Below are 22,802 nucleotides of genomic sequence, written 5' to 3'. Positions count from 1 at the left end.
GGCAGCAAATCGGTGCCGGGACTCAGCGCACCGCGTAGTCACCCAGCCCCGGTTCGAGCGCGCCGAAGGCGATCCGGGTGTAAACGCCAAGGGTCGTGGCGATCTCGTCGCCGGATTCGCCGTCGAGCGTGCGGCGCAGGATCTCGTCGAACAGCACCCGGTGGACGCCGGCGAGCTGGGCTGCGGCGACGCGCGGGGTGATGTCGTCGGGCGCGGCGCCGGTGGCCTCGGCGAGCGCACGCGCCAGCGCGGCCTCCCGGTCTTCGTGGAACTCGCGCAGTCGTGCTGTCAGCGCGGGACTGTCGGTGATCATCTTCGCGAACGGCGCTCCACTGAACCCGATCACCGGATCCTGCGCGGCCACCGCGGCGAGGTAGGCCCCGCGCAGCGCGGCCAGCGCCGACTCCCCCGGCGCACGACCGCGCACGACCGCCGCGAGCTGTTCGGCGAAGACCTCGCCGAGGTCGAGGGCGAGGTCCTCCTTGCGCGGGAAGTAGTTGGTGACGGTCATCTTGGCGACATCGGCGGCCGCGGCCACGTCGGCGATCGTCACCTTGTCGAATCCGCGCTCGAGGAACAGCTCGGTCGCCCTGTGCGAGATCTGCTCCCTGGTCTGCTGCTTCTTCCTGGCTCGAAGCCCCTGCTGCGTCGTCATGCCGGAAGCATATCTGAAGTCGTCACAAATTTATGCTTGACATATTTTTAGGTCCGCTCTAAGTTTGTGTTCGTTGCCGCGAGCGACACCGATCGAAGGAGACAGCGCATGCCGCACGGACCCGATATCGCAGCCCCCACCCGACGCACCGGCACCACCGACGAAGGAGCAGCCGATATGGCCCGATACACGACAATGCGAAGCCCGCTCGACGACGCGGTCCGCGAGATCCTGACCGCGCCCGAACCCCTGCCTATGCCGATCCGGCGCCAGGCCGGCCCCGCCCGCACCGCGGCGCCCGTCCCGGCACAGCGGCGACGCGGCACCGGCTCGGCCATCCGTGGCGCGCAGACCCGGTCGGCCACCGTGCGCAGGCCGCTGCGGATCCCCGGCCGCTGACCGACCGGGTGGGGGCGAACCGTCGCCCCCACCCGTCCAACCCCCTCCGTCGAAGCCGCCTCTGCATGGGAGTTCCTCTTGACCGTCACCGCTGATCCCATCCGCGACTACCTCACCGCCATCGCCCGCACTCCCCTGCTGACCGCCGAGCAGGAATACGCGCTCGCCGCGCGCATCGCCGCTGGTACCGCCGCGCGCGCCGAACTCGACGAGAATGCCGCCGTCGGCATCGAACTCACCGCCGCGCGGCGAGAACAGCTGCGTCGCACGGAGATCGACGGATTGCGCGCGAAAGACCATATGGTGCGGGCGAATCTGCGTCTCGTGGTCTCCATCGCGCGGCGGTTCCCGACGAATACGGGCATGTCGCTGCTGGATCTGATCCAGGAGGGCACCCTGGGGCTGATCCGCGCGGTGGAGAAGTTCGACCACGAGCGCGGGCTCAAGCTGTCCACCTACGCGACGTACTGGATCCGGCAATCGATCGGCCGCGCGCTCACCGATCAGGGCCGCACGATCCGGCTGCCCTCGAATGTGGCCGATGTCCTGCACCGGGTGATCCGCGTGCGGCGCGAGCTGGCCCATCAGCTCGGCCGCGTCGCCACCGTCGAGGAGCTGGCCACGGCCGCGGAGCTCACGGTGGCCCAGGTCGAGTCGGTGCTGCGGCACGAGGCCGAGCCGGTGTCACTGCACGCCCCGATCGGCGAGGACACCGAGCTGGGCGCCCTGCTGCCCGATACCGCGCCCGCCCCGGCGGACACGGTCGCCGAGCGCATGCTGCCCCGCTATGTCGAGGCCGCGCTCGGCGTGCTCACCGAGCGCGAGTCCGCCGTCATCCGCTTGCGGTTCGGCCTCGATCGCGGCGAGGGCCGCACCCTGGAGGAGGTGGGTTCGGAGCTGGGCGTGTCGAGGGAACGGGCCAGGCAGATCGAGGCGAAGGCGATGTCGAAGCTCCGCAGGCCCGCCTGCGCCAGTACGCTGACAGGCCTGCTCGACTGAATACTTCCTTCCGATCTTACTCCGGAGTAAGGTCGGCGCATGGCATGGAAACCAACTGACATCGCGGACCAGACCGGGCGCACGTTCGTGATCACCGGGGCCAACGGCGGCCTCGGTACCGAAACCACCAAGGTGCTGGCAGGCAAGGGCGCCACCGTGATCATGGCCTGCCGCAACGCGGCCAAGGCCCAGCCGATCGCCGACGCCATCCCCGGAGACGTCCGGGTCGCCGCGCTCGACCTGGCCGACCTGGCTTCCGTGCGCGCGTTCGCCGAGCAGCAGGGCGAATTCGACGTGCTGATCAACAACGCGGGCCTGATGAACATCCCGTTCTCCCGCACCGCCGACGGCTTCGAGACCCAGTTCGGCGTCAACCACCTCGGGCACTTCGCGCTCACCGGCCTGCTGCTGGACAAGATCACCGACCGGGTGGTCACCCTGGCCAGCATCGCGCACAAGCAGACGCCCAAGCTCTGGATCGACGACCTCAACTACGAGAACCGCCGCTACCAGCGCAACCTCGCCTACGCCCAGGCCAAACTGGCCAACCTGATGTTCGGCCGCGAGCTGCAGCGCAGGCTCACCGAGGCCGGTTCGCCGAAGAAGTCCTACGCGGTGCACCCCGGCGTCTCGGCGACCGACCTGTTCGCCCGCACCGAGACCGTCCTGGACCGGGTCAGCAAGCCGTTCATCAAGCTCATCGGCCACCCGCCGGCCAAGGCCGCCCACTCGACCCTGTTCGCGGCCACCGACCCGACCGCCGACCCGACCGTCTACTGGGGTCCCAACAAGTGGATGCAGTCCCAGGGCCCGGTCGAGCCGTGCCCGTCGAGCGCGATCTCGCGCAATCCGGAACTGCAGCGCAGGCTGTGGGAGGAATCCGAGCGGATGACAGGCATCAGCTACAAGTTCTGACGGTGGGCCACGAGCCCGGCTATGACGCCCCTCTCAGCTGCGACCTGGTCCTACGCACGCTGTAGTAGCCGGGTACCGTGGAGTGCGTGTCCGCTCCTTCTCCCCGCCCGGCGCACAATCGACCGGCCCTGATCGCGCTGGTCATCGTTGTCGCACTGGGCTGCCTCGCCCTGGCCTGGTGGCAGTGGGAGCGGTTCGAATCGGCGTCGGGTACCGGCCAGAACCTCGGCTACGCGATGCAGTGGCCGCTGTTCGCCGCGTTCGCGGTGTTCGCCTACGTCCGGTTCGTGCGACTGGAACGCGAGGCCGAGGAACCGGCATCGGCACCGCGCACGGCCGCGTCCGTGGCGCCGCGCGAGATCCCCGCCGGGATCCTGCCCGAACGGCCCAAGGCCGCGCCCGCCGACGACCCGGAAACGGTCGCCTACAACCAGTACCTGGTACAACTGCACGCCAACGACATCGATGCGCAGGTCCGCTCGGCCGGTCTGCACGCCACTGAGAGGAATGCCGGGTGACCGACAACAACACCACCGCACCGTCGCTGGAGAAGGAGACCGGTGCACCGGCGGCCGGCGCTGGCACGGCCAAGATCGCCCCGGCGTTGCAGCGCTACCGGGTGCTGGCGTGGGTCACCGGTTTGTGGCTGCTGCTGCTCACCGCCGAGATGATCGCCAAGTACGGCTTCGGCGTCGACACCCCGAGCTGGATCGCGGTCGTGCACGGCTGGGTGTACTTCGCCTACCTGCTCGTCACCGCCGACCTCGCGGTGAAGGTCCGCTGGCCGATCGGCCGCACCGTCGGGACCCTCATCGCGGGCACCATCCCGCTGCTCTCGTTCTTCGTCGAGCACCGCAACGCCAAGGACGTCAAACAGCAGTACAGCCTCTGACCCCAGCTACGACAGCGCCGCCGCCCCGATTACGGAGCGGCGGCGCTGTTTTGTTCCCCGATCAGGCCAGGGCGGCCAGCGCGGGGATGAGCTGGGTGAGGGCGCGGCCGCGATGGGAGACCGCGTCCTTCTCGGCGGGGGTCAGCTCGGCCGCGCTGCCGGTGCCGCCCTCGGGCAGGAACAGCGGGTCGTAGCCGAAGCCGCCGTCGCCCGCGGGTTCACGGGCGATGGTGCCGCGCCATTCGCCGCGGACCACGGTGGTGGTGCCGTCGGGCAGGACCAGGGCGCAGGTGGAGACGAAGGCGGCGCCGCGGCGTTCGTCGGGGACGTCACCGAGCTGGCCGAGCAACAACGCGTTGTTGGCCGCGTCGTCGCCGTGGCGGCCGGACCAGCGCGCCGAGAGCACACCGGGCATGCCGTTGAGCGCGTCCACCTCGATCCCGGAATCGTCTGCCACACACGGCAATCCGGTGGCGACGGCACCGTCACGGGCCTTGGCGATCGCGTTCTCCTCGAAGGTGGCGCCGGTCTCGGGCGCCTCCTCGTACGGCGGCACGTCGGCCAGGCCGACCAGGTCGATACCGGCCACGCCCGCCTCGTCGAGGATCCGGCGCAATTCCTTCAGCTTCTTGGCATTCCGGCTGGCGACCAGCACACGCACGGCCACGACTACTTCTTCGCGGCGGGCTCGGGCAGCACGCCCGGGTAGGGCAGCGCCAGCGCCTCCTTCTGGACCGCGAACAGCTGCTCGCAGCCGGCCAGCGCCGAGTCGAGCAGCTTGTCCAGGGTCGAGCGCGGGAATGTCGCGCCTTCGCCGGTGCCCTGGATCTCGACCAGGGTGCCGGTGTCGGTGGCGACCACGTTCATGTCGACCTCGGCGCGCGAGTCCTCCTCGTAGGGCAGGTCCAGGCGCACCCGGCCGTCGACCACGCCGACGCTCACCGCGGCGATCATGCACGAGATCGGTTGCGGGTCGGCCAGTTTGCCCGCGGCGGCCAGGTAGGTCACCGCGTCCGAGAGCGCCACGTACGCGCCGGTGATCGCGGCGGTGCGGGTGCCGCCGTCGGCCTGCAGCACGTCGCAGTCCAGCGCGATGGTGTTCTCGCCGAGCGCGGCCAGGTCGATGCAGGCGCGCAGCGACCGGCCGATCAGCCTGCTGATCTCCTGGGTGCGCCCGCCGACCTTGCCCTTCACCGACTCGCGCCCGCTGCGGGTGTGGGTGGCGGCGGGCAGCATCGCGTATTCGGCGGTGAGCCAGCCGAGCCCGGAATCCCGGCGCCACGGCGGCACGCCCTCGGTGACGCTGGCCGTGCACATCACCCTGGTCTGCCCGAACTCGACCAGCACCGATCCCGCCGGATGCGTGGTGAAGCCACGGGTGATCCTTACCTCGCGGAGTTCGTCATCCGCCCTGCCATCGGCTCGTCTCGACACGAGGAGAGTGTATTGGCCGACGCGAGATCCGGGGGTGCGGGGTGCTAGAGGTCGAAGGTTTCGCCCGGGGAGACCGCGTGGACGGGCCCGGAGAAGGCGGCCTTGGCCTCGGCGATGACGTCCTCCCGCGAGGTCCACGGGGGAATGTGGGTGAGCAGGAGTTCCTTGGCGCCCGCGCGGGTGGCGATCTCGCCCGCCTCGGTGCCCGAAAGGTGAATGCCGGGTGGGCGATTGGCGGGATCGTGGGTCCACGAGGCTTCGGCCATGAGCACGTCGGCGCCCTGTGCCAGGTCGACCACGGCATCGCACATGGCGGTGTCGCCGGTGTAGACGAACACGCGGCCGTCGGCGGCGGTGATCCGCAGGCCGTAGGACTCCGGCGGGTGGTACATCCGGCGGGCTTCGACCGTGTGGCCGGGCCCGAACGGCACCGGGACGTTCTCGACCCAGGCCTGCGAGTCGATGACATCGGACCAGTCGTCGGTCTCGCCGCCGATCTCGGCGGAGGCGTTGCCGATGCGCAGCGCGGCATCGGAGGGACCGCGCACCACCGCCTGACCCTGCGGCGGGTTCGGGTGGTAGCGGCGCCACACCAGCAGCGCGGGCAGATCGAGGCAGTGGTCGGCGTGCAGATGGGTGAGGAAGATGTCGACGTCACCCGGGTTCATGTGCTTCTGCAGCGCCCCGAAGACTCCGGGACCGAAGTCGATGACGGTGGGCCTCATATCAGGGCCGGTCAGCAGGTAGCCCGACGCTGGGGAGTCCGGGCCGGACACGCTGCCCGAGCACCCGAGGACGGTAAGGCGCATGCCCCCATGCTGCCACGACGTGCTGGTGCTCAATGCAGGATCCCCCCATTTTCCAGACCGGATCCCCGGCTACCGCGTAGGTACTGCGCGGCCGACCGATGCTCCACGGCGGCGTCGACGTTCATCACCAGAGAGTACCCAGCCCGCGAGGACTCCACCCACCGCCCCGAAAAGATGTCCCTGCCAAGAAATTAGGGGGTCGCTGGGCAGCACGCCCCACAGCATGGAGCCGTACAGCAGGAAGATCACCACGCCGAGCACGATCTGCCCCACATTGCGGGCGAACCACCCACGGCAGATCAGATAGGTCAGCCAGCCGAACACCAGCGACGACGCGCCGACGTGCACGCTGCCCGACGAGCCGGACAGCCAGGTGCCGACCCCGGCGACCACCCAGATGATCGCCGTCGCCGCGATGCCACGCCCGATCCCCGACAGCAGGACGAGGAAACCGAGGACGAGCAGCGGCAGGGTGTTGGCCATCAGGTGGTCCCAGCCGCCGTGCAGCAGCGGAGCCCAGAGGATGCCGTCGAGCCCGTCGACCGAGCGCGGCTCGATGCCGCCCGCGTCCAGCTGACCCGGCGCTCCGGTGGGACGATCGTGCGAGAGCACCGCGTCGATGCCCTCGATCACATACAGGGCGCCGACGAATCCGAGGATTACCACCGCGGCCCTCGCCCAGACTCTGGCGCCCGCCCGCTTGGCCGGCGTTCCCGCGCCACCGGTCCGCCCCTGCAGACCGGCGATCCGATCCGGATCGAACGAGGCCCCGATTCCACCCACCGACATCGCCTCCGCTCAGGCCGACCGCTCCCGGCCACTCCAGCCAAGGGTACAGACTTACCCAGCCCGCACGCCCGACCTCGAGGAGGGCAGGCCGACGCAGTCGGCCGTCGCGGCCGTCCCGCCGGTCAGGCGCCGTTGCGTAGGCGACGAAGGAGCAAGCAACGGTGCCTGACCGGCGGGACAGGAGGGGCCGCGACCTCGAGCGCGCCAGCGCTTCAAGAACTCAAGCCCAGAGCTGCCCGTCGAGCTTCTCCTCGGCCTCGTCCAAGGTGCCGTCGTAGGCGCCGGTGGACAGGTACTTCCAGCCGCCGTCGGCGACGACGAACGCGATATCGGCGCGCTTGCCCGCCTTCTGCGCCTTCTTCGCCACGCCGAGCGCGGCATGCAGGATCGCTCCGGTGGAGATGCCTGCGAAGATGCCCTCCTCGCCGACGAGCTCGCGCGTGCGCTTCACCGCGTCGTACGGCCCGACGGAGAACCGGGTGGTCAGCACCGTCTCGTCGTACAGCTCGGGGATGAATCCCTCGTCGATGTTGCGCAGGCCGTACACCAGCTCGCCGTAGCGCGGCTCCGCGGCGACGATCTCGATGCCCGGCACGTTCTCGCGCAGGAACCGTCCGGTGCCCATCAGCGTGCCGGTGGTCCCGAGCCCGGCGACGAAATGCGTGATCTCCGGCAGGTCTGCCAGCAGTTCGGGGCCGGTCGTCTCGTAGTGCGCGAGCGCGTTGGCCGGGTTGCCGTACTGGTAGAGCATCACCCAGTCCGGGTTCTGCGCGGCGATCTCCTTGGCCATGGCCACGGCCTGATTCGACCCACCGGCGGCGGGCGAATCGATGATCTCGGCGCCGAACATGGTGAGCAGCTGACGTCGCTCCACCGAGGTGTTCTCCGGCATCACGCAGACGATCCGGTAGCCCTTGAGCTTGGCCGCCATGGCCAGCGAGATCCCGGTGTTGCCGCTGGTCGGCTCCAGAATGGTGCAGCCGGGCGTGAGCAGCCCGTCGGCCTCGGCCTGCTCGATCATCCGCAGCGCGGGCCGGTCCTTGATCGACCCGGTCGGATTGCGGTCCTCGAGCTTGGCCCACAGGCGGACGTGGTCATCACCGTCCCACTGCGGGGACAGCGTCTTCAATCCGACGAGCGGGGTGTTGCCGAGCGTCGCGATGAGCGATTCGTAGCGGGCCACGATGTCAGCGCGCGCCGCCGGCGACGGCAGGCAGGATGGTCACCGACGCGCCCGCGGGCACCTCGGCCTCCAGCCCACCGGCGAAGCGCACGTCCTCGTCGTCGACGTAGATGTTGACGTAGCGGTTGAGCTTGCCGTCCTTGAGCAGCCGCTCGGCCAGGCCGGGGTGGCTGGCGTCGAGGTTCTCGATCAGCGCCGACAGCGTCGAGCCCTCGCCCTGGACGCGCTTCTCGCCTCCGGTGAGACCTCGCATGATGGTCGGAATGGACACGGTTACCGGCATGAGGACTCCTCGGGTGTGACTTGGTTCGGTGGGTTCAGGCGTCGTAGGAATCGACGATCCGCACGGGTTCTTCGGTGACCTCGCCGTCGACGATGCGGTAGCTGCGCAGTTCGTGCCGCTCCGGGTCGCGGGTGGAGATCAGCACGTAGTGCGCGAACGGCTCGGAGGCGTAGGAGATGTCGGTGCGGCTCGGGTAGGCCTCGGTGGCGGTGTGCGAGTGGTAGATGACGACGGGGGTCTCGTCGGCGTCGTCCATGGCGCGCCAGACCTTCAGCTGCTCACCGGAATCGAAGCGGTAGAAGGTGGGCGAGCGTTCGGCGTTGACCATGGCGACGAAGCGCTCGGGACGGTCGCTGCCCTCGGGTCCCGCGATGATGCCGCAGGCCTCGTCGGGGTGGTCGGCGCGCGCGTGCGCCACCATCTCGTCAACGAGATCGGCCCTGATCACCAGCACTTCCTCGACCCTTTCCACATCTTTCCTGCGTGCCGTCGAGCACCACCTCGACAACCACCCACCCTATTCGGGTATTCCTGGCGGCGCGCACACCGGTCCCCACCAGGGCCTCAGCGCGGAAACAGATCGCGATAGGCCGGAATTGCGGCGATCGAGGTCGCGCTGAGCACGGCGTCGACGACGGCCCGTTCGACGACCACCGCGGCGGCCGTGCACAGCTGGTCGAGCAGCAGCAGGTCACCGGGGAACGCGCCGGGCAGCGAGACCGGCGGCACCGCGATCGCGCCGGTGGACAGCGCGAACAGGGTGTCGCCGTCGAGCGGGGAATGCACGGGCCGGATCGCGCGGGCCAGCCCGTCGTGGGCGGTGACGGCGAGCCTGCGGCAGGCGATCGGGTCGAGCGCGGCATCGGTCGCGACGACGCCGATCGTGGTGTTGAGCACGGTGCCTTTCACCGGCAGCGCGTTGAGCGCGGCGATCTCGTCGTCGGTACCCGGCCGCAGCCCGAAGAACTCGGGACCGTCGGTGCCCGCACCCCACAGCAGACCGGTGCGCGGATCGACCACCGAGCCGACGGGATTGGCGACGATCACCGCTCCGACGGTGATACCGGCGCCCGGCCCGTCGGCGAGAACCACACTCGCCGAACCGATTCCGCCCTTGAGCGCACCGGCCCGCGCGCCGACGCCCGCGCCTGCGGTGCCGCGCGCGAAGTCGGCCGAGGCCGCCTCCGCCGCCCGGAAACCGAAATCCGCGTCGGGCCGGATGTCCCAGGCTCCGACCGGCAGATCGAAGATCACCGCCGCGGGCACGATCGGCACCACCCGGCTCGGATCGGACGGGTCCATCGGGATGCCCTCGCCGTGTTCCTCCGACCAGCGCATCACGCCGTCGGCGGCGGCAAGGCCGTACGCGCTGCCACCGGTGAGCAGCACCGAGTGCAGCTGCCGGACCGTATTGGCTGGATCGAGCAGGTCGGTTTCCCTGGTGCCGGGCCCGCCGCCGCGCACATCCACCGAGGCGGTCGCGCCGCCGGGAACCCGCACGACGGTGCAGCCGGTCGCGGCGCCGGTCCCGAGGGTGACGTCGTCGTCGAGCGCCTGGTGATGGCCGACCAGCACCCCTGCCACATCGGTGATCGCGTTGCGTGGACCGGGTGCGCTGCGCATTCGTCGACCCTAACGCGCGTGCGCCGGGGAAATCAGGGGGCGAGCGCCTGCAGCAGCGAGTCCTGCATCCAGGTCAGCCAGTGGTAGACGTCCAGATGCGGCGCGCGCGGATCACTCGGATCGAACTGCTCGGGCGTGTCGTCGTCGATGTCGAGCAAGGTGCCCAGCGCCAGCCGGACATCGGTGAGCGCGGCCAGCCAGGCGTCGGCCTGTTCGGGGGTGAGCACGATCTTGCCGCCCGCCTCGGGACAGCTGTCGAGAACGACCCGGCCCGCGGCCAGTTTCGCGTCGATGATCTCCGGCTCGTGCAGGCTGCGCAGGGCGGCGTTGAGATCGGCGCGCTTGGCGTCGGGGGAACCGGGCTCGGCGCGGTGGAAATCGGGCAGCAGGCGCAGCAGCTGTGGATCGTCCGGCGGGGTGGAACTACCGGTGCGCAGGCCGGTCAGCGCGGCCAGCTCGTCCTCGGGCGCTTCCGAGGCGCGGTCGCTGAGCAGTCCGGACACGGCGCCGATCAGGGAGCGGAGAACCGTGGCCTCGTGCTCGTCCATTTCGGATCGAAGCTTCAGGCCACTCAGTGAGTTCTTCCTGCTCCACTTGCGCACAGGGCTACGGTACTCAGTCGTCTCGCTGCATGGTTGCCCAGAGCCCCGCGGCGTGCAATCTGCGCACGTCCTGTTCCATCTTGTCCCGGGAGCCGGAGGACACGACCGCCTTGCCCTCGTTGTGCACCTGCAGCATCAGCTCGGTCGCCTTGGCTTTGCTGTAACCGAACAGCTTCTGGAAGATGTAGGTGACGTAGTGCATGAGATTCACCGGATCGTCCCAGACGACGGTGACCCAGGGCCGGTCCTCGGCCTCGAGGATCTCGGTGTTTTCGACAGCCTCCGGCATCGCCTGCGCCGCTGAGAGTGCGGCGTTCAGGGCGCCGGTGAGGGCGCCGGCTCGAACGGAATTGCACACGGCCATAAACCCCAGGGTACGACGCGGCCACACAGAAACAACACCCGCGGTGACTACAGTTTCTCGTGTGCAGATCCGTGACGAGTTCGCCAGCACCGCGCTGCTGACCGATCAGTACGAGCTGACCATGCTGGCCGCCGCTCTGGCCGACGGTTCGGCGCATCGCCAGTGCACCTTCGAGGTGTTCGCCAGGCGCTTGCCCAACGGCCGCCGCTACGGCGTCGTCGCGGGCACCGGCCGGTTGCTCGACGCGCTGACCCACTTCCGCTTCGGTGACGCCGAGCTCGCTGTGGTCGAGGAATTCCTCGACCCGGCCACCGTGGACTGGTTGCGGGAATATCGCTTCACCGGCGACATCGACGGCTATGCCGAGGGTGAGCTGTACTTCCCCGGTTCGCCGATCCTGACCGTGCGCGGCAGCTTCGCCGAGTGCGTGCTGCTCGAGACGCTGGCCCTGTCGATCCTCAACCACGACAGCGCGATCGCCTCGGCGGCCGCGCGCATGGTGAGTGCCGCGGCGGGCAGGCGGATGATCGAGATGGGTTCGCGGCGCGCCCACGAACTGGCAGCGCCGTCGAGTTCCCGGGCCGCCTACCTGGCCGGTTTCGACGCCACCTCCAATCTGGAGGCCGTGCGCAGCTTCGGCGTGCCGGGCGCGGGCACCAGCGCGCACGCGTTCACGCTGCTGCACAGCGGCGCCGACGGCGAGCACGAGGCGGCCGCCTTCCGCAGCCAGATCGACGCGCTCGGCGTCGGGACCACCCTGCTCGTCGACACCTTCGACATCACCAGGGGCGTCGCAACGGCGATCGAGGTGGCGGGCCCCGAGCTGGGCGGCGTGCGGATCGACTCCGGCGACCTCGGCGTGCTGGCCAGGCAGGTCCGTGACCAACTCGACGGGCTCGGCGCCACCGGCACCCGCATCGTCGTCTCCGGTGACCTGGACGAATACGCCATCGCGGCCCTGCGCGCCGAACCGGTCGACGTCTACGGCGTCGGCACCGCGGTGGTCACCGGCTCCGGCGCGCCGACCGCGGGCATGGTCTACAAGCTGGTCGAGGTCGACGGCATTCCGGTGGCCAAGCGCAGCAGCCACAAGCAGTCGCGCGGCGGCACCAAGAAGGCCGTGCGGCTGGCCCGCGCGACCGGCACGATCGTCGAGGAGATCGTGTACCCGGCCGCCGGAGAAGCACCGTCCACCAACGGTTTCCAGGTGCGCGAGCTGCAGGTGCCGCTGGTCCGCAAAGGCGCGGTGGTCGACGGGGTGGCGACGCTGGCGCAGAGCAGGGAGCTGGTCGCGCGCGGGCTGGTCAGCCTGCCGTGGGAGGGGCTCAAGCTCTCGGCGGGCGAGCCCGCGGTGCCGACCACGTTCCTCGGCTGACCGAGTGGCCGACCCGGCGCGGGCGGCGGAGAATGGGTCCGGCAGAGCCCCGCGGAGAAGGTGAGGACGGCATGGCACGTGGCCTGGTGATCGTGGACGTGCAGAACGACTTCTGTGAAGGCGGTTCGCTCGCCGTCACCGGTGGCGCCGCGGTGGCGGCCGCGATCAGCTCGTTCCTGGCTGGCCACCACTACGACGCCGTGGTCGCGACCAGGGACTATCACGTCGATCCCGGTCCGCATTTCTCGGCCGAGCCCGACTACGTCGACACCTGGCCGCCGCACTGCCGGGTCGGTACACCGGGCGCCGATTTCCACCCGGCGCTCGACACCGGCCCGATCGAGGAGGTCTTCTCCAAGGGCGAGTACTCGGCGGCGTATTCCGGCTTCGAAGGGGCGTCGGCCGACGGCATCACGCTGGCCGACTGGCTGCGCGCCCGGTCCGTCGACACCGTCGACATCGTCGGCATCGCCACCGACCACTGCGTCCGCGCCACCGCGCTCGATGCCAGGTCCGAGGGCTTCGACACCCGCATCCTGCTCGACCTCACCGCCGGTGTCGCCCCCGAGACCGTCACCTCTGCCCTGACGAATCTGCGGGCGGCGGGCGTCGACCTGGTTGGCAAACTGCCCGCCTGACCACCCGCGGCGGGCACGGACCGCGCGGCTAGCCTGCACGCATGGACTACCGATTCCCGGCGCAGGCGCGCGACAGGCTGACGACGGCGCTGGCCGATCTCGACTCCATCCACGACGCCGCCGACATCGTCTTCTGGTCCAACCCCATCACCGACGAACTGCAGCGCCGCGGCATCGGCGCCTTCGCCGAACTCCCGCCCGCCTTCGCCCACCTGCTGGCACTGTCGAGCCTGCACACCAGCGTCCTCGACGCGGGTTTCAGCAGCTACCTGCGCACCCGTCGCAGCGAACTCCCTTGGGCCACACGCGGTTTGCGCGCAGCGGGCATGCCACAACTGGCCGCGGCCGCGGTCCTGGCCGCCCGCGACGCCTCCGCCAGCTCCGCCGACGACGATCTCGACCGCTTCTTCGACGACGAGCACCAGACCATCGCCAACCCCGGCCAGATCCGCCGCCCCGACGGCGCCCGCGCCGACGACCCCGACGAGATCTACGACATCAACGAACCCGCCGACTTCGAGCAGCGCGTCCTCGACTACATCCGCGCCAACATCGACGACTTCGTCCGCGAGTCGTGAGCCGACAGCACACCCGGCCCCGCACGCCCCGACCTCGAGGAGGGCAGGCCGCGAAGCGGCCGTCGCGGCCGTCCCGCCGGTCAGGCGCCGTTGCGCAGGCGACGAAGGAGCAAGCAACGGTGCCTGACCGGCGGGACAGGAGGGGCCGCGACCTCGAGCGCGCCAGCGCTCCGACAATTCTGTCTCAGGCGACGGATAAGCTGCCTGCGTGCCCGAACTTCCTCCCGTCGCCGACCTGCTCGCCACTGCCGTGCATGCCCTGGGAGGCACGGAACGCACCGGTCAGACCACCATGGCCACCGCCGTCGACCACGCGATCGACACCAAGGAGCACCTGGCGGTCCAGGCCGGTACGGGCACCGGTAAGTCACTGGCCTATCTCGTGCCGAGCCTGCGGCACGCGGTGCGGACCGGGCGCACCGTGGTCGTCTCCACCGCGACGATCGCACTGCAACGTCAGCTGGTCGATCGCGATCTGCCGCGGCTGGCCGACGCGCTCGCCAAGCCGCTGGGCCGGGTGCCGCAGTTCGCGATCCTCAAGGGCCGCAACAACTATCTGTGCCTGAACAAGATCAACAGCGTGATCCCGGAGGACACCGGCGGCGAGGCCGAACTGTTCGACGCGTTCGCGATCTCCAAGCTCGGCCGCGAGGTGCAGCGCCTCAACGAGTGGGCCTCCGACACCGAGACCGGCGACCGCGACGAAATCGCTCCCGGCGTCAGCGACCGGGCCTGGCGCCATGTCAGCGTGTCCTCGCGCGAATGCCTTGGCAAGACCCGCTGCCAGTTCGGCCAGGACTGTTTCGCCGAGAAGGCGCGCGCGGAATCGGCGCAGTCCGACGTGGTCGTCACCAATCACGCGCTGCTGGCCATCGACGCGATCAGTGGCATCCAGGTGCTGCCCGAACACGATGTCGTGGTGATCGACGAGGCGCACGAACTGGTCGACCGGGTCACCGGAGTGGCGACCGCCGAGCTCGCCGCGACCGCGATCAGCGCCGCCGCCCGCCGCTGCACCAAGCTGATCGACGATCGCGAGGTCGACCGGCTCGAAGGCGCCGCCGAGGCGTTCCACGAGGCACTCGAAGACATGCCGGCGGGCCGCTGGGATCAACTGCCCGCCGGCATCGCCCCCGTGCTTGCGCTGGTCCGCGACGCCGCCTGGAACGCGCGGACCGCCATCGCACCGCAGGGCAGCGTCAAGGCCACCGACGATCCCGACAACGCCGCCGCCCGCACGATGGCGGTGGCCGCCATCGACGACGTACACGACGCGGCGGTGCGCGCGCTCACCGCGTTCGAGGAGGCTGATCCGGCCGCGCGCCGCGATGTCATCTGGTTGTCGGCCGACGAGATCCGCGGTGTCGCGCGCCGCACCTTGCGAATGGCGCCGCTGTCGGTGGGTGGTTTGTTGCGCAGCAGGCTGTTCGGCACCGCGACGGTGGTGCTGACCTCGGCGACGCTGCAGATCGGCGGCTCGTTCGACGGGCTGGCGATCACCTGGGGTCTGCCGTCACAGCAGGGCGGCAAGGTCGACCCGGCCATGGCCAACGGCGCGACGGCACCGGCCGACCTCGAATCGGTGCGCTGGAGCTCCCTCGATGTCGGCTCCCCGTTCGACCACGCCAAGTCCGGCATCCTCTATGTCGCCAAGCACCTGCCCGCGCCGGGTCGCGACGGCCTGTCCCCCGCCTATCTCGACGAGATCGAGCAGCTCATCACCTCCGCGGGCGGGCGCACACTCGGCCTGTTCTCCTCGATGCGCGCCGCCAAGGCAGCGACCGAGGCGCTGCGCGAACGACTCGACACGCCGGTGCTGTGCCAGGGCGACGATTCGATGGGCGCGCTGGTCCGCAAGTTCGCCGACGATCCGGCGACCTCGCTGTTCGGCACGCTCACGCTCTGGCAGGGCGTCGACGTGCCCGGCCCGTCGCTGAGTCTGGTCATCCTCGACCGTATTCCGTTCCCCCGCCCCGACGATCCGCTGCTCACCGCACGCCAGCGTGCGGTCGAATCGCGCGGCGGCAACGGCTTCATGACAGTGGCGGCCAACCATGCCGCGCTGCTGCTGGCCCAGGGCACCGGCCGGCTGCTGCGCAGCGTCGACGATCGCGGCGTTGTCGCGATCCTCGATTCGCGCCTGGCCACCGCCCGCTACGGCAGCTACCTGCGCGCGTCGCTGCCGCCGTACTGGGAGACCACCGATCCCGAGGTGGTCGCGAAAGCGCTGCGCAGGCTCACCGCGTCGGCCTGAGCTGAGGGACTTTTACACCGAGTCTTGCAATCGGAATGACCACACCCACGAATTCACTACCGGGCGAACGCAAGTCGTGAGAACGTGGGGTGATGAAGCACCACGCCGATGGCGAGGTACTCGGTGAATTTCTGGTCAGCGCAAGATCTTTGGCCGAGTACCGCGCGATGTTTCACCTGTCCGACGACGATCTCACCGGTCGCCGAATTCTCGACTGTCCCGGCGGCGCAGCGAGTTTCACCGCCGAGGCCAGCACCCTGGGCGCCGCGGTCACCGCGGTCGATCCGATCTACGCGCGCTCGACCACGGAACTGTCCGTCGACGCGGTCACCGAGAACGACCGCGCCGTGGCCTGGGCCGCAGCCAACGCGCACCGCTACCGCTGGGACTGGTACGGCTCCCCCGCGGGCCACGCCGCGATCCGGCGCGGTGCGGCCCGCCGCTTCGCCGACGACGTGCGCGCCGAACCGCACCGCTACATCGCGGCGAGCCTGCCCGAACTCCCCTTCCCCGACGGTTCCTTCGACCTCACCCTCAGTTCGCACCTGCTGTTCAGCTACGCCGACCGCCTCGACGCCGACTTCCACCTCTCCGCCCTGCTCGAACTGTCCCGCGTCACCGAGGGCGAGGCCAGGCTGTACCCGCTGCTCGACTACACCGGCGCCCCACTGGACGACCTGATCGACCACCTCAGAACCGAACTACACGACAAGGGCATCCCCACCGCCCTGCGCAAAACCCACTACGAATTCCACCACGGCGCCGACACCATGCTGGTCCTGCAACCGGCCACATGATGCTCATAGGGATCTCCTACCAACAGTGGGCCAGAGCGCAACGACATGACGGACGGGCGGTAGGTTCTTAGGCGTGCATACGATGCGAGCCGGCCGGTAGCACGGCCGTGGTGGAGAAATCTCGACGCGCAGCATTCCCGCGCACAGTCTCGACGCTCCTCCTGTTACTCGGTACCGCCGTCCTGGGCGTGACGCTGCTGTTCACCACCATGGACCCGTGGATGAACGACGGCGGCATTCTCGTCGGCGGCCTCGACGTCCACATCTACCGCGACGGCGGCTGGCGGGTGCTGCACGATCGGGCGCTCTACATCGATCCGACGCACTACGGCCTCCTCTATACCTACACGCCGTTCTCGGCGCTGGCGTTCCTGCCGCTCATGCTGGTGCCGTGGGCGCACGTCACCACGACCTGGCTGGTGCTCAATCTCGCCGTGCTGTTCGGCTGTATTCTGCAGAGCTGGCGGATGCTCGGCTATCGGGTGACGCCGCGCCTTGCCGTCGTCAGCGCGCTGATCACGCTGGCCTGCGTCTTCGCCGAACCCGTGCGTACCACCCTCTACTACGGGCAGATCAACCTGTGGCTCATGCTGCTGGTGCTGTGGGACTTCTCCCGCGCCGAACACAGCAAGCTGCGCGGCCTCGGCGTCGGCATCGCCGCGGGCATCAAGCTGACGCCGCTCTACTTCGTCGCCCAGTATCTGGCGCAGCGACAGTGGCGCGCCGCGGCCACCGCCGCGCTCACCTTCCTAGCCTCGATCGGCCTGACCGCCCTTGTCCTGCCCCGCGATTCCTACCAGTACTGGACCTCGACGTTCTTCCAGTCCGGCCGCATCGCCCCCGACGTCCACCCCGCCAACCAATCCCTGCGCGGCGCCATCGCCCACCTCGTCGACGGACCGGCCCCGGTCTGGCTGTGGCTGCTCATCGCGGTCCCGATCGCCCTCGCCGCGCTGTGGCTGGCGGCCGCACTCGCGCGCCGCGGCGAACCGCTGCTGTCGGTCACCCTCGGCGGCCTCACCGCCTGCGCCGTCTCCCCCTACTCCTGGGGCCACCACTGGGTCTGGTTCGTCCCCCTGATGGTCTACCTCATCCACCGCGCCCAAACCCGAGGCCGCTGGTGGCTCTCCGCAGGCGCCCTCTACATCGCCATCGCAGCCTGGACCTACACCTACACCCCCACCTGGGTCAGCGTCGGCACCTTCCTCCTACCCCCGTGGTGGCCAGGCTCGCAGATCATGATGAACATCTACGTGGTCATCTACCTGATCGTGCTGATCGGCGTAGTCCGCCTCGTCCGCTCCGCACCGCAGCCCGAGCCGATCGAACCGATCATCATCAATCCCCCTGCCGCCGAACAGGATTCCCCCGCACCGACGGTCGCGCACCTGGGCCGGGTCGCCGACGGAGCGCACCCCGACGACGACCGTCCGGCCAGGTCGACAGACGTCCTACCCGCAGGACCAGTCGAAAACGCCTGACTCCAAATCGAGTTGGGCGTTGCCGCCGCCGAAGTTCATGCCCGCGACTTCCTCGATCTCCAGGTAGTACGGGGTCAGGCCTTCGGGGAGGGCTTGGACGGGGAAGGCGGTGCCGCCGAGGTGGGAGCGGCCGAAGAGGGGTTCGGCCCAGGGGTTCCAGCCGGAGTCTTCGGTGAGGGGGTCCTGGTAGCGGGTGTTCGGTTCGTACTCGACCGGGGGGATGCCGATGTTGGGGTCGGCGGTGCGTTCGGCGAGCCAGACGCCGACGGTAGGGTGCATGTCGTCCCAGGCGTTGCGGCCTTCGTCGCTCGCGACGGGGGAACCGGGCGGGCGCACGTCGGCGGGCGGGGCTACGGGGCCGCCCGCGAATTCGGCTTCGGTCAGCCAGATCAGGGCGAACACGCCGCCGATCTCGTCGTGCAGCAGCTGCAGCTGGGCATGCAGCCGGGTGGCGACCAGGTCGCGGGCGACCGGGTCGTCGGAGTCCGGGTCGGCCTGCACGGGGTTGGTCGCGTCGGCGAACTGGCCCTCGCCCTGGAAGAAGGCGATCGCGGGGAAGCCGGGCCCGCGACGCTGGAAGTCGGCGGGCAGGCGCAGGGTGAGCGCGTGCATCATCGGCAGCCCGGTGACCGGTCCGCGCGGCCAGGTCGCCGGGTCGATCGCGGGACCTTCGCTGCCGATCCAGCCCGCGCGGACGGGCGCGTCGAGAGTCAGCGGTTCACCGCCGGGCGTCTCGGCCAGCTTGTCCGCCGAATCTCCGAAACCCAGGTCGTAGGCCTTCATCGCAACTCTCCTCTTCGATACGCGGACGATGCGCGGCGCCGCGTCGACAGGCGCCGCCGCCGAGGGTAATCGGTACCGGCGACAGGCACGCGCACTGCGTGGAACGACAGGCATCCGACCGATGACCAAACGGCGAGTCGACCATCTACTGCGCGGGAACCGCCGGTAGTCGTCGGGGCGCGGAATCGAGTAGTCCGGTACGCACGACATCTCTCTGCGCCGGCGGAAGACTTCGATGATCCTGGTTCCGCCCAGGCCAGGAACCGACTCTGGACAGGGAGAAGACCGTGTCTACTCACCTCGAGGCGCAACTATCGCTGCCTCGGGAGTCGTTCGACTACGACGCCTTCATCTCCTACACGCACCGCCGTGATCGGCCGGTCGCCGCCGGGATTCAGAAGGCTCTGCACCGCATCGGCCGAAGGATGGGTCACTTACACGCGCTGCGCGTGTTCCGGGATGCCACCGATCTGACCGCCAGCCCGGACCTGTGGGGCAAGGTCACCGTGGCGATGGACCGCGCCAGGTACCTCATCGTGGTGCTCTCCCCGGAAGCGGCGATATCGAAATGGGTCGACCGGGAAGTAGCCCACTGGTTGGCCTGCCGCGGTTCGGAGCAGCTGCTGTTCGTCCTCGCCGGCGGGCGGCTGAGCTGGGACGAGGACACGGGACGGTTCGATCCTGACCGGTCCGATGCCGCGCCGCCCGCGCTGACGAGGCCGGGTGCGCTGCCCACCGAGCCGTTCTACGTCGACGTCAGCGACGATGCGCCGTGGGACCCGGCTGCCCCGTTGTTCCGGGAGAAGGTCACCGATCTGGCCGCGCCGATCCACGGCAAGGACAAGTACGAGCTGGCCAGTGACGACGTCCGCGAGCTGCGCCGCTTCCGTCGGCTGCGGCGGGCGGCCATCGCCGGTCTCGTCATCCTCACTGTCATGGCGCTCCTCGCCGCCGTGTTCGCGGTGGCGCAACGACGTGAGGCGCTGGACCAGCGCAATGAGGCGATACGCCAGCGCGACACGGCGGTGGCGCTGCGGTTGGCCACCGAGTCCGACTCGATACTCAGCGGATCGAAGCCACGCGACGACGAGCGGGCGATCCTGCAGGCACTCGCATCCGAACGTCTCGGGGCGGCCGACCCCGGGGTGCTGCTCCGGACGCTGAAGCGGCTGGCCGATACGAGCAAGATCATCCAGGTCGGCGATCCGTTCCTCTCCGGCATGGCCATTCAGCCCGAGGCCATGGCCGCACTCAGTCATCTCGACCTGGTCTGGAGCGTAGCGATCAGTCCGGACGGCCGCCGCATCGTGGCGGGCGGCGCGCAGATCCGGCTGTGGGACGCCGACACCGGACAGCTGATCGGTGAACCATTCCAGAGCCCGCTGCTCACGACGAGCGTGGCCTTCAGTCCGGACGGGCGACGCATCGTCTCCGGCGGAACGGGGATGCAGCTGTGGGATGCGGAGTCGCACAGGCTGATCGGCGAATTCACCGGCCACGAAGGGCTCGTTCGCAGCGTGGCGTTCAGCGCGGACGCAGCGCTGGTGGCGTCCGGCGGTCTGGACAAGACCGTGCGGATATGGAACGCCGAAACCAGACAGCAGGCGGGGAAGCCGATCAGCGAACACGGCGCACGGGTCGATGCGGTGGCGTTCAGCCCGGACGGCCGCCGCGTCGTGTCCGGCAGCGCGGACCATTCGCTGCGGATATGGAACACGGTCGACCAGGTGCAGGCCGGCCCGCCCATCGACGTAGGCGAGACGGTGACTTCGGTCGCGTTCAGCCCGGACAACCGGCACGTCGCGATCGCCGACCAGGGCGGGCAGGTCCGGTTGTTCGATCCGACCACCGGCAGCGCAGGCGATCCGCTGCCCAACGACGGACGCCACACCGGCTCGGCGGTCGCGTTCAGCACCGACGGGCGGCGGCTCGCGGCGGGCGGCATCGGTGCCACGATCCACCTGTGGGACACCGAGTCTCGTGCACCGCGCGGGTACGCCACCGGCCACACCGGCTGGGTGACCAGCCTGGCATTCAGCCGGGACGACAACCGCCTGCTCTCGGGCAGCCTCGACGGGACGGCACGGATCTGGCACGCCGGCACCCACATCTCCGGCGGGCACCGGATCACCGGACCGCCGGGCACGGACGGCCTGCCGATCCCGGCCAGCGTGGCGTTCGCACCGGACAGCCGCCGGATGGTGGCCGGCTATCGGGACGGCACACTCTGGCAGTTCGAGACCGACACCGGACGGGCCATCGGCCCGCCGCTGCGCCAGCATGTCGGCCCAGTCCGGGTCACGACCGTCAGCTCCGACGGACGCCGGATCGCGTCCGGAGGTCAGGACAGGAACATCGTCATCTGGGATGCGGCGTCGGGCACGCCGATCCGGGTCCTGACCGGGCACAGATCCTGGATTCGCAAGCTCGCCTTCAGCCAGGACGGGCGGCGAATCGTGTCCGAGAGCGCGGACAACGAGATCCGGCTGTGGGACGCGGAGCGGGGCGACGCCATCGGCGCGCCGCTGCGCGGCTTCGAGGGTGAGATCTGGAGCCTGGCGTTCACCCCGGACGGGAGCGTGGTCGCCGGAGGCGGTGACGACAAGGCCGTCCACCTGTGGGACGTAGCGACCGGCGAGCACATCGCGGGACTGGGCGGGCACGAGTCGCGGGTCAGCTACGTCGCGTTCAGCCGGGACGGACGCCAGGTCATCTCGTTGAGCACCTACGCACTGCGCACGTGGGAGACGGCTACGCGCGAACTGGTGAGCGCCCCGGTTATCGGCCCCGAGGTGTCGAGCAGCCTGGCAGTCAGCGGACGCGGCGACTTCATCGTGGTTGGTGGCGCCACGACGCTGCGCCGCTGGACGGTCCCCGCCGGCGATCCGATAGGTGGGCCGATGCACGGGCACGCGGACGCCGTCGGCGGTGTCGCGATCAGTGCCGACGGCCGGACCGTCGTCTCGGGCAGCATGGATCGCACCCTGCGATTCTGGGACGCCGCGAGCGGCGCGTCGATCGGCGACCCGCTCACCAGCGGCACCGACGATGTCGCCCGGGTGATGCTGAGCGCCGATGACCGCCGGGTCCTGTCACTCGACATCGGTCCGGACAAGACCGTCACCGCCTGGTTGTGGCCCGGTCCGTCGTCCTGGCACGACGACCTCTGCGGGAAGCTGTCGCACAACATGAGTCGCAAGCAGTGGCGAGAGTGGATTTCCCCGGAGATCGGCTACATGCAGGTCTGCGAAGGACTTCCGATTCCTCCCGATGGCACCGGTTGAGAAGAATGGCGGAGGTATCGAAATGTTGGATTCCATTGTGCACCTTCGAGTTTCGGGACCACTGCGGCGCGCGAGAGGGCCCGCTCAGCGAAGGAGGCTCCGGACCGGACTGGTCACGGCGCTGGCGATCGTCGCGGTCGCGCTGGGTGGCTGCGGCAGCGGCACCGACGCGGTCGGCCTCGACGACTACGTCCGGTCGGAATGCGAGATCGCGATCCGGTACCAGGCCCGGATGCACGAATTGGCCCGCCGAATGCTGGAGTCCACGGGGCCTTCCACACAGACGCAACTCACCGACATCGCCGCGGAGATGTCACGTCTGTTCGTCGAGCTGGCCGATGAGAGCGAGAAACTGGGTGAGCCCCCGAACGGCGAGACCACGGGCAATGCGCAGGAAGCCCTCGCCGCCACGCGCCAGACCGCGACGGAACTGGCCGACAGCGCCACCCGGCTCCGCTCCGCCACCTCCGCCGCCGAACTGACCGCCGCTCTCGACGACTTCCAGCAGGTACTCGCCCGAGCCGGTATGCGCGGGACGGAACTGAGGCAGCAGCAAGCTCCCACACCGGAACTGGACGAGGCGCGCAAGGCCGTACCGGGCTGCGAGGAGGCGCTGCTCAGGGGATCGCGGAACCAGACCGTGCCGAACCGGTAAGGCACACCGG

25 protein-coding genes are annotated in these 22,802 nt (G+C 69.7%); 13 read left to right on the top strand and 12 right to left on the bottom strand.

The annotated features are described in order from the left end of the window. Positions 1–22 precede the first annotated feature (22 nt). Positions 23–655 (bottom strand): TetR/AcrR family transcriptional regulator, encoded by a 633-nt coding sequence (locus IEY60_RS34380; RefSeq protein ID WP_189034728.1) that lies wholly within the window; start codon positions 653–655, stop codon positions 23–25. 108 nt (positions 656–763) lie between these two features. Here IEY60_RS34380 and IEY60_RS34375 point away from each other — a divergent pair, with 108 nt between their 5' ends. From IEY60_RS34375 to IEY60_RS34355, 5 genes are all read left to right on the top strand, one after another. Then, on the top strand, positions 764–1,054 hold the full coding sequence (locus tag IEY60_RS34375) for a hypothetical protein (RefSeq protein WP_189034727.1): 291 nt from the start codon (positions 764–766) through the stop codon (positions 1,052–1,054). Positions 1,055–1,132: 78 nt separating this feature from the next. Then, positions 1,133–2,053 (top strand): sigma-70 family RNA polymerase sigma factor, encoded by a 921-nt coding sequence (locus tag IEY60_RS34370; RefSeq protein WP_189034726.1) that lies wholly within the window; start codon positions 1,133–1,135, stop codon positions 2,051–2,053. A gap of 39 nt (positions 2,054–2,092) precedes the next feature. After that, the gene (locus tag IEY60_RS34365; RefSeq protein WP_189034725.1) at positions 2,093–2,968 is read left to right on the top strand and encodes an oxidoreductase; all 876 of its coding nucleotides are present in this window, start codon (positions 2,093–2,095) and stop codon (positions 2,966–2,968) included. Between the two features lie 86 nt (positions 2,969–3,054). Continuing rightward, positions 3,055–3,486: a transcriptional regulator gene (locus IEY60_RS34360; RefSeq protein ID WP_373291808.1), complete on the top strand. Its 432-nt coding sequence runs from the start codon at positions 3,055–3,057 to the stop codon at positions 3,484–3,486. Positions 3,487–3,512: 26 nt separating this feature from the next. Continuing rightward, on the top strand, positions 3,513–3,860 hold the full coding sequence (locus IEY60_RS34355; protein WP_189034753.1) for a DUF3817 domain-containing protein: 348 nt from the start codon (positions 3,513–3,515) through the stop codon (positions 3,858–3,860). Between the two features lie 61 nt (positions 3,861–3,921). Here the strand turns inward: IEY60_RS34355 and rdgB are convergent, their stop codons facing one another. The 10 genes from rdgB to clpS form a co-directional block, all read right to left on the bottom strand. Beyond that, positions 3,922–4,527, bottom strand: a complete 606-nt coding sequence (rdgB, locus tag IEY60_RS34350; protein WP_189034723.1) for an RdgB/HAM1 family non-canonical purine NTP pyrophosphatase — start codon at positions 4,525–4,527, stop codon at positions 3,922–3,924. A 2-nt stretch (positions 4,528–4,529) separates the two neighbouring features. Beyond that, positions 4,530–5,294 carry a ribonuclease PH gene (rph, locus tag IEY60_RS34345; protein WP_189034722.1) on the bottom strand — a complete coding sequence of 255 codons (765 nt, stop codon included), beginning with the start codon at positions 5,292–5,294 and terminating at the stop codon, positions 4,530–4,532. A 44-nt stretch (positions 5,295–5,338) separates the two neighbouring features. After that, positions 5,339–6,103, bottom strand: coding sequence for a cyclic nucleotide-degrading phosphodiesterase (locus IEY60_RS34340; RefSeq protein WP_189034721.1), 765 nt, complete (start codon positions 6,101–6,103; stop codon positions 5,339–5,341). Between the two features lie 69 nt (positions 6,104–6,172). Further along, the gene (locus IEY60_RS34335; RefSeq protein WP_189034720.1) at positions 6,173–6,892 is read right to left on the bottom strand and encodes a rhomboid family intramembrane serine protease; all 720 of its coding nucleotides are present in this window, start codon (positions 6,890–6,892) and stop codon (positions 6,173–6,175) included. Positions 6,893–7,112: 220 nt separating this feature from the next. Then, positions 7,113–8,075, bottom strand: a complete 963-nt coding sequence (locus IEY60_RS34330; RefSeq protein ID WP_189034719.1) for a PLP-dependent cysteine synthase family protein — start codon at positions 8,073–8,075, stop codon at positions 7,113–7,115. 4 nt (positions 8,076–8,079) lie between these two features. Continuing rightward, on the bottom strand, positions 8,080–8,358 hold the full coding sequence (locus IEY60_RS34325) for a MoaD/ThiS family protein (RefSeq protein WP_189034718.1): 279 nt from the start codon (positions 8,356–8,358) through the stop codon (positions 8,080–8,082). A 34-nt stretch (positions 8,359–8,392) separates the two neighbouring features. Then, complete coding sequence (locus IEY60_RS34320; protein WP_189034752.1) at positions 8,393–8,812, bottom strand: M67 family metallopeptidase; 420 nt, start codon at positions 8,810–8,812, stop codon at positions 8,393–8,395. A gap of 110 nt (positions 8,813–8,922) precedes the next feature. Continuing rightward, positions 8,923–9,981 carry a P1 family peptidase gene (locus tag IEY60_RS34315; protein ID WP_189034717.1) on the bottom strand — a complete coding sequence of 353 codons (1,059 nt, stop codon included), beginning with the start codon at positions 9,979–9,981 and terminating at the stop codon, positions 8,923–8,925. A gap of 32 nt (positions 9,982–10,013) precedes the next feature. After that, positions 10,014–10,583, bottom strand: coding sequence for an oxidative stress transcriptional regulator AosR (aosR, locus tag IEY60_RS34310; RefSeq protein ID WP_189034716.1), 570 nt, complete (start codon positions 10,581–10,583; stop codon positions 10,014–10,016). A gap of 13 nt (positions 10,584–10,596) precedes the next feature. Further along, complete coding sequence (gene clpS, locus IEY60_RS34305; protein ID WP_189034715.1) at positions 10,597–10,947, bottom strand: ATP-dependent Clp protease adapter ClpS; 351 nt, start codon at positions 10,945–10,947, stop codon at positions 10,597–10,599. Positions 10,948–11,008: 61 nt separating this feature from the next. Between clpS and IEY60_RS34300 the strand changes: the two genes are divergently transcribed. The 6 genes from IEY60_RS34300 (at position 11,009) to IEY60_RS34275 (ending at position 18,070) form a co-directional block, all read left to right on the top strand. Then, positions 11,009–12,322: a nicotinate phosphoribosyltransferase gene (locus IEY60_RS34300; protein ID WP_189034714.1), complete on the top strand. Its 1,314-nt coding sequence runs from the start codon at positions 11,009–11,011 to the stop codon at positions 12,320–12,322. 71 nt (positions 12,323–12,393) lie between these two features. Next, positions 12,394–12,960, top strand: coding sequence for an isochorismatase family protein (locus IEY60_RS34295; RefSeq protein WP_189034713.1), 567 nt, complete (start codon positions 12,394–12,396; stop codon positions 12,958–12,960). A 41-nt stretch (positions 12,961–13,001) separates the two neighbouring features. Further along, positions 13,002–13,538 carry a DMP19 family protein gene (locus tag IEY60_RS34290; protein WP_189034712.1) on the top strand — a complete coding sequence of 179 codons (537 nt, stop codon included), beginning with the start codon at positions 13,002–13,004 and terminating at the stop codon, positions 13,536–13,538. A gap of 208 nt (positions 13,539–13,746) precedes the next feature. Beyond that, complete coding sequence (locus IEY60_RS34285) at positions 13,747–15,792, top strand: ATP-dependent DNA helicase (RefSeq protein WP_189034711.1); 2,046 nt, start codon at positions 13,747–13,749, stop codon at positions 15,790–15,792. 92 nt (positions 15,793–15,884) lie between these two features. Then, the gene (locus IEY60_RS34280; protein WP_229740379.1) at positions 15,885–16,589 is read left to right on the top strand and encodes a methyltransferase domain-containing protein; all 705 of its coding nucleotides are present in this window, start codon (positions 15,885–15,887) and stop codon (positions 16,587–16,589) included. A 188-nt stretch (positions 16,590–16,777) separates the two neighbouring features. Further along, on the top strand, positions 16,778–18,070 hold the full coding sequence (locus tag IEY60_RS34275) for a glycosyltransferase 87 family protein (protein WP_189034710.1): 1,293 nt from the start codon (positions 16,778–16,780) through the stop codon (positions 18,068–18,070). Here the strand turns inward: IEY60_RS34275 and IEY60_RS34270 are convergent. Beyond that, entirely contained in the window at positions 18,041–18,853 is an 813-nt protein-coding gene (locus tag IEY60_RS34270) for a hypothetical protein (RefSeq protein ID WP_189034709.1), read from the bottom strand. The two genes, IEY60_RS34275 and IEY60_RS34270, sit on opposite strands and share 30 nt — an antisense overlap. Positions 18,854–19,140: 287 nt before the next feature. On the opposite strand from IEY60_RS34270, the gene IEY60_RS34265 reads away from it, so the two are divergent. Both IEY60_RS34265 and IEY60_RS34260 read left to right on the top strand, forming a co-directional pair. After that, complete coding sequence (locus IEY60_RS34265; RefSeq protein ID WP_189034708.1) at positions 19,141–22,137, top strand: toll/interleukin-1 receptor domain-containing protein; 2,997 nt, start codon at positions 19,141–19,143, stop codon at positions 22,135–22,137. Positions 22,138–22,159: 22 nt separating this feature from the next. Beyond that, a complete protein-coding gene (locus IEY60_RS34260) occupies positions 22,160–22,792 on the top strand; it encodes a hypothetical protein (protein WP_189034707.1) in 633 nt (210 codons plus the stop codon). The last annotated feature ends 10 nt before the right edge of the window (positions 22,793–22,802 follow it).

Origin of the sequence: Nocardia rhizosphaerihabitans (assembly GCF_014646295.1) — a bacterium.
Classification (GTDB): Bacteria; Actinomycetota; Actinomycetes; order Mycobacteriales; family Mycobacteriaceae; genus Nocardia; species Nocardia rhizosphaerihabitans.
This window is presented reverse-complemented; position numbering and strand designations above follow the sequence as displayed.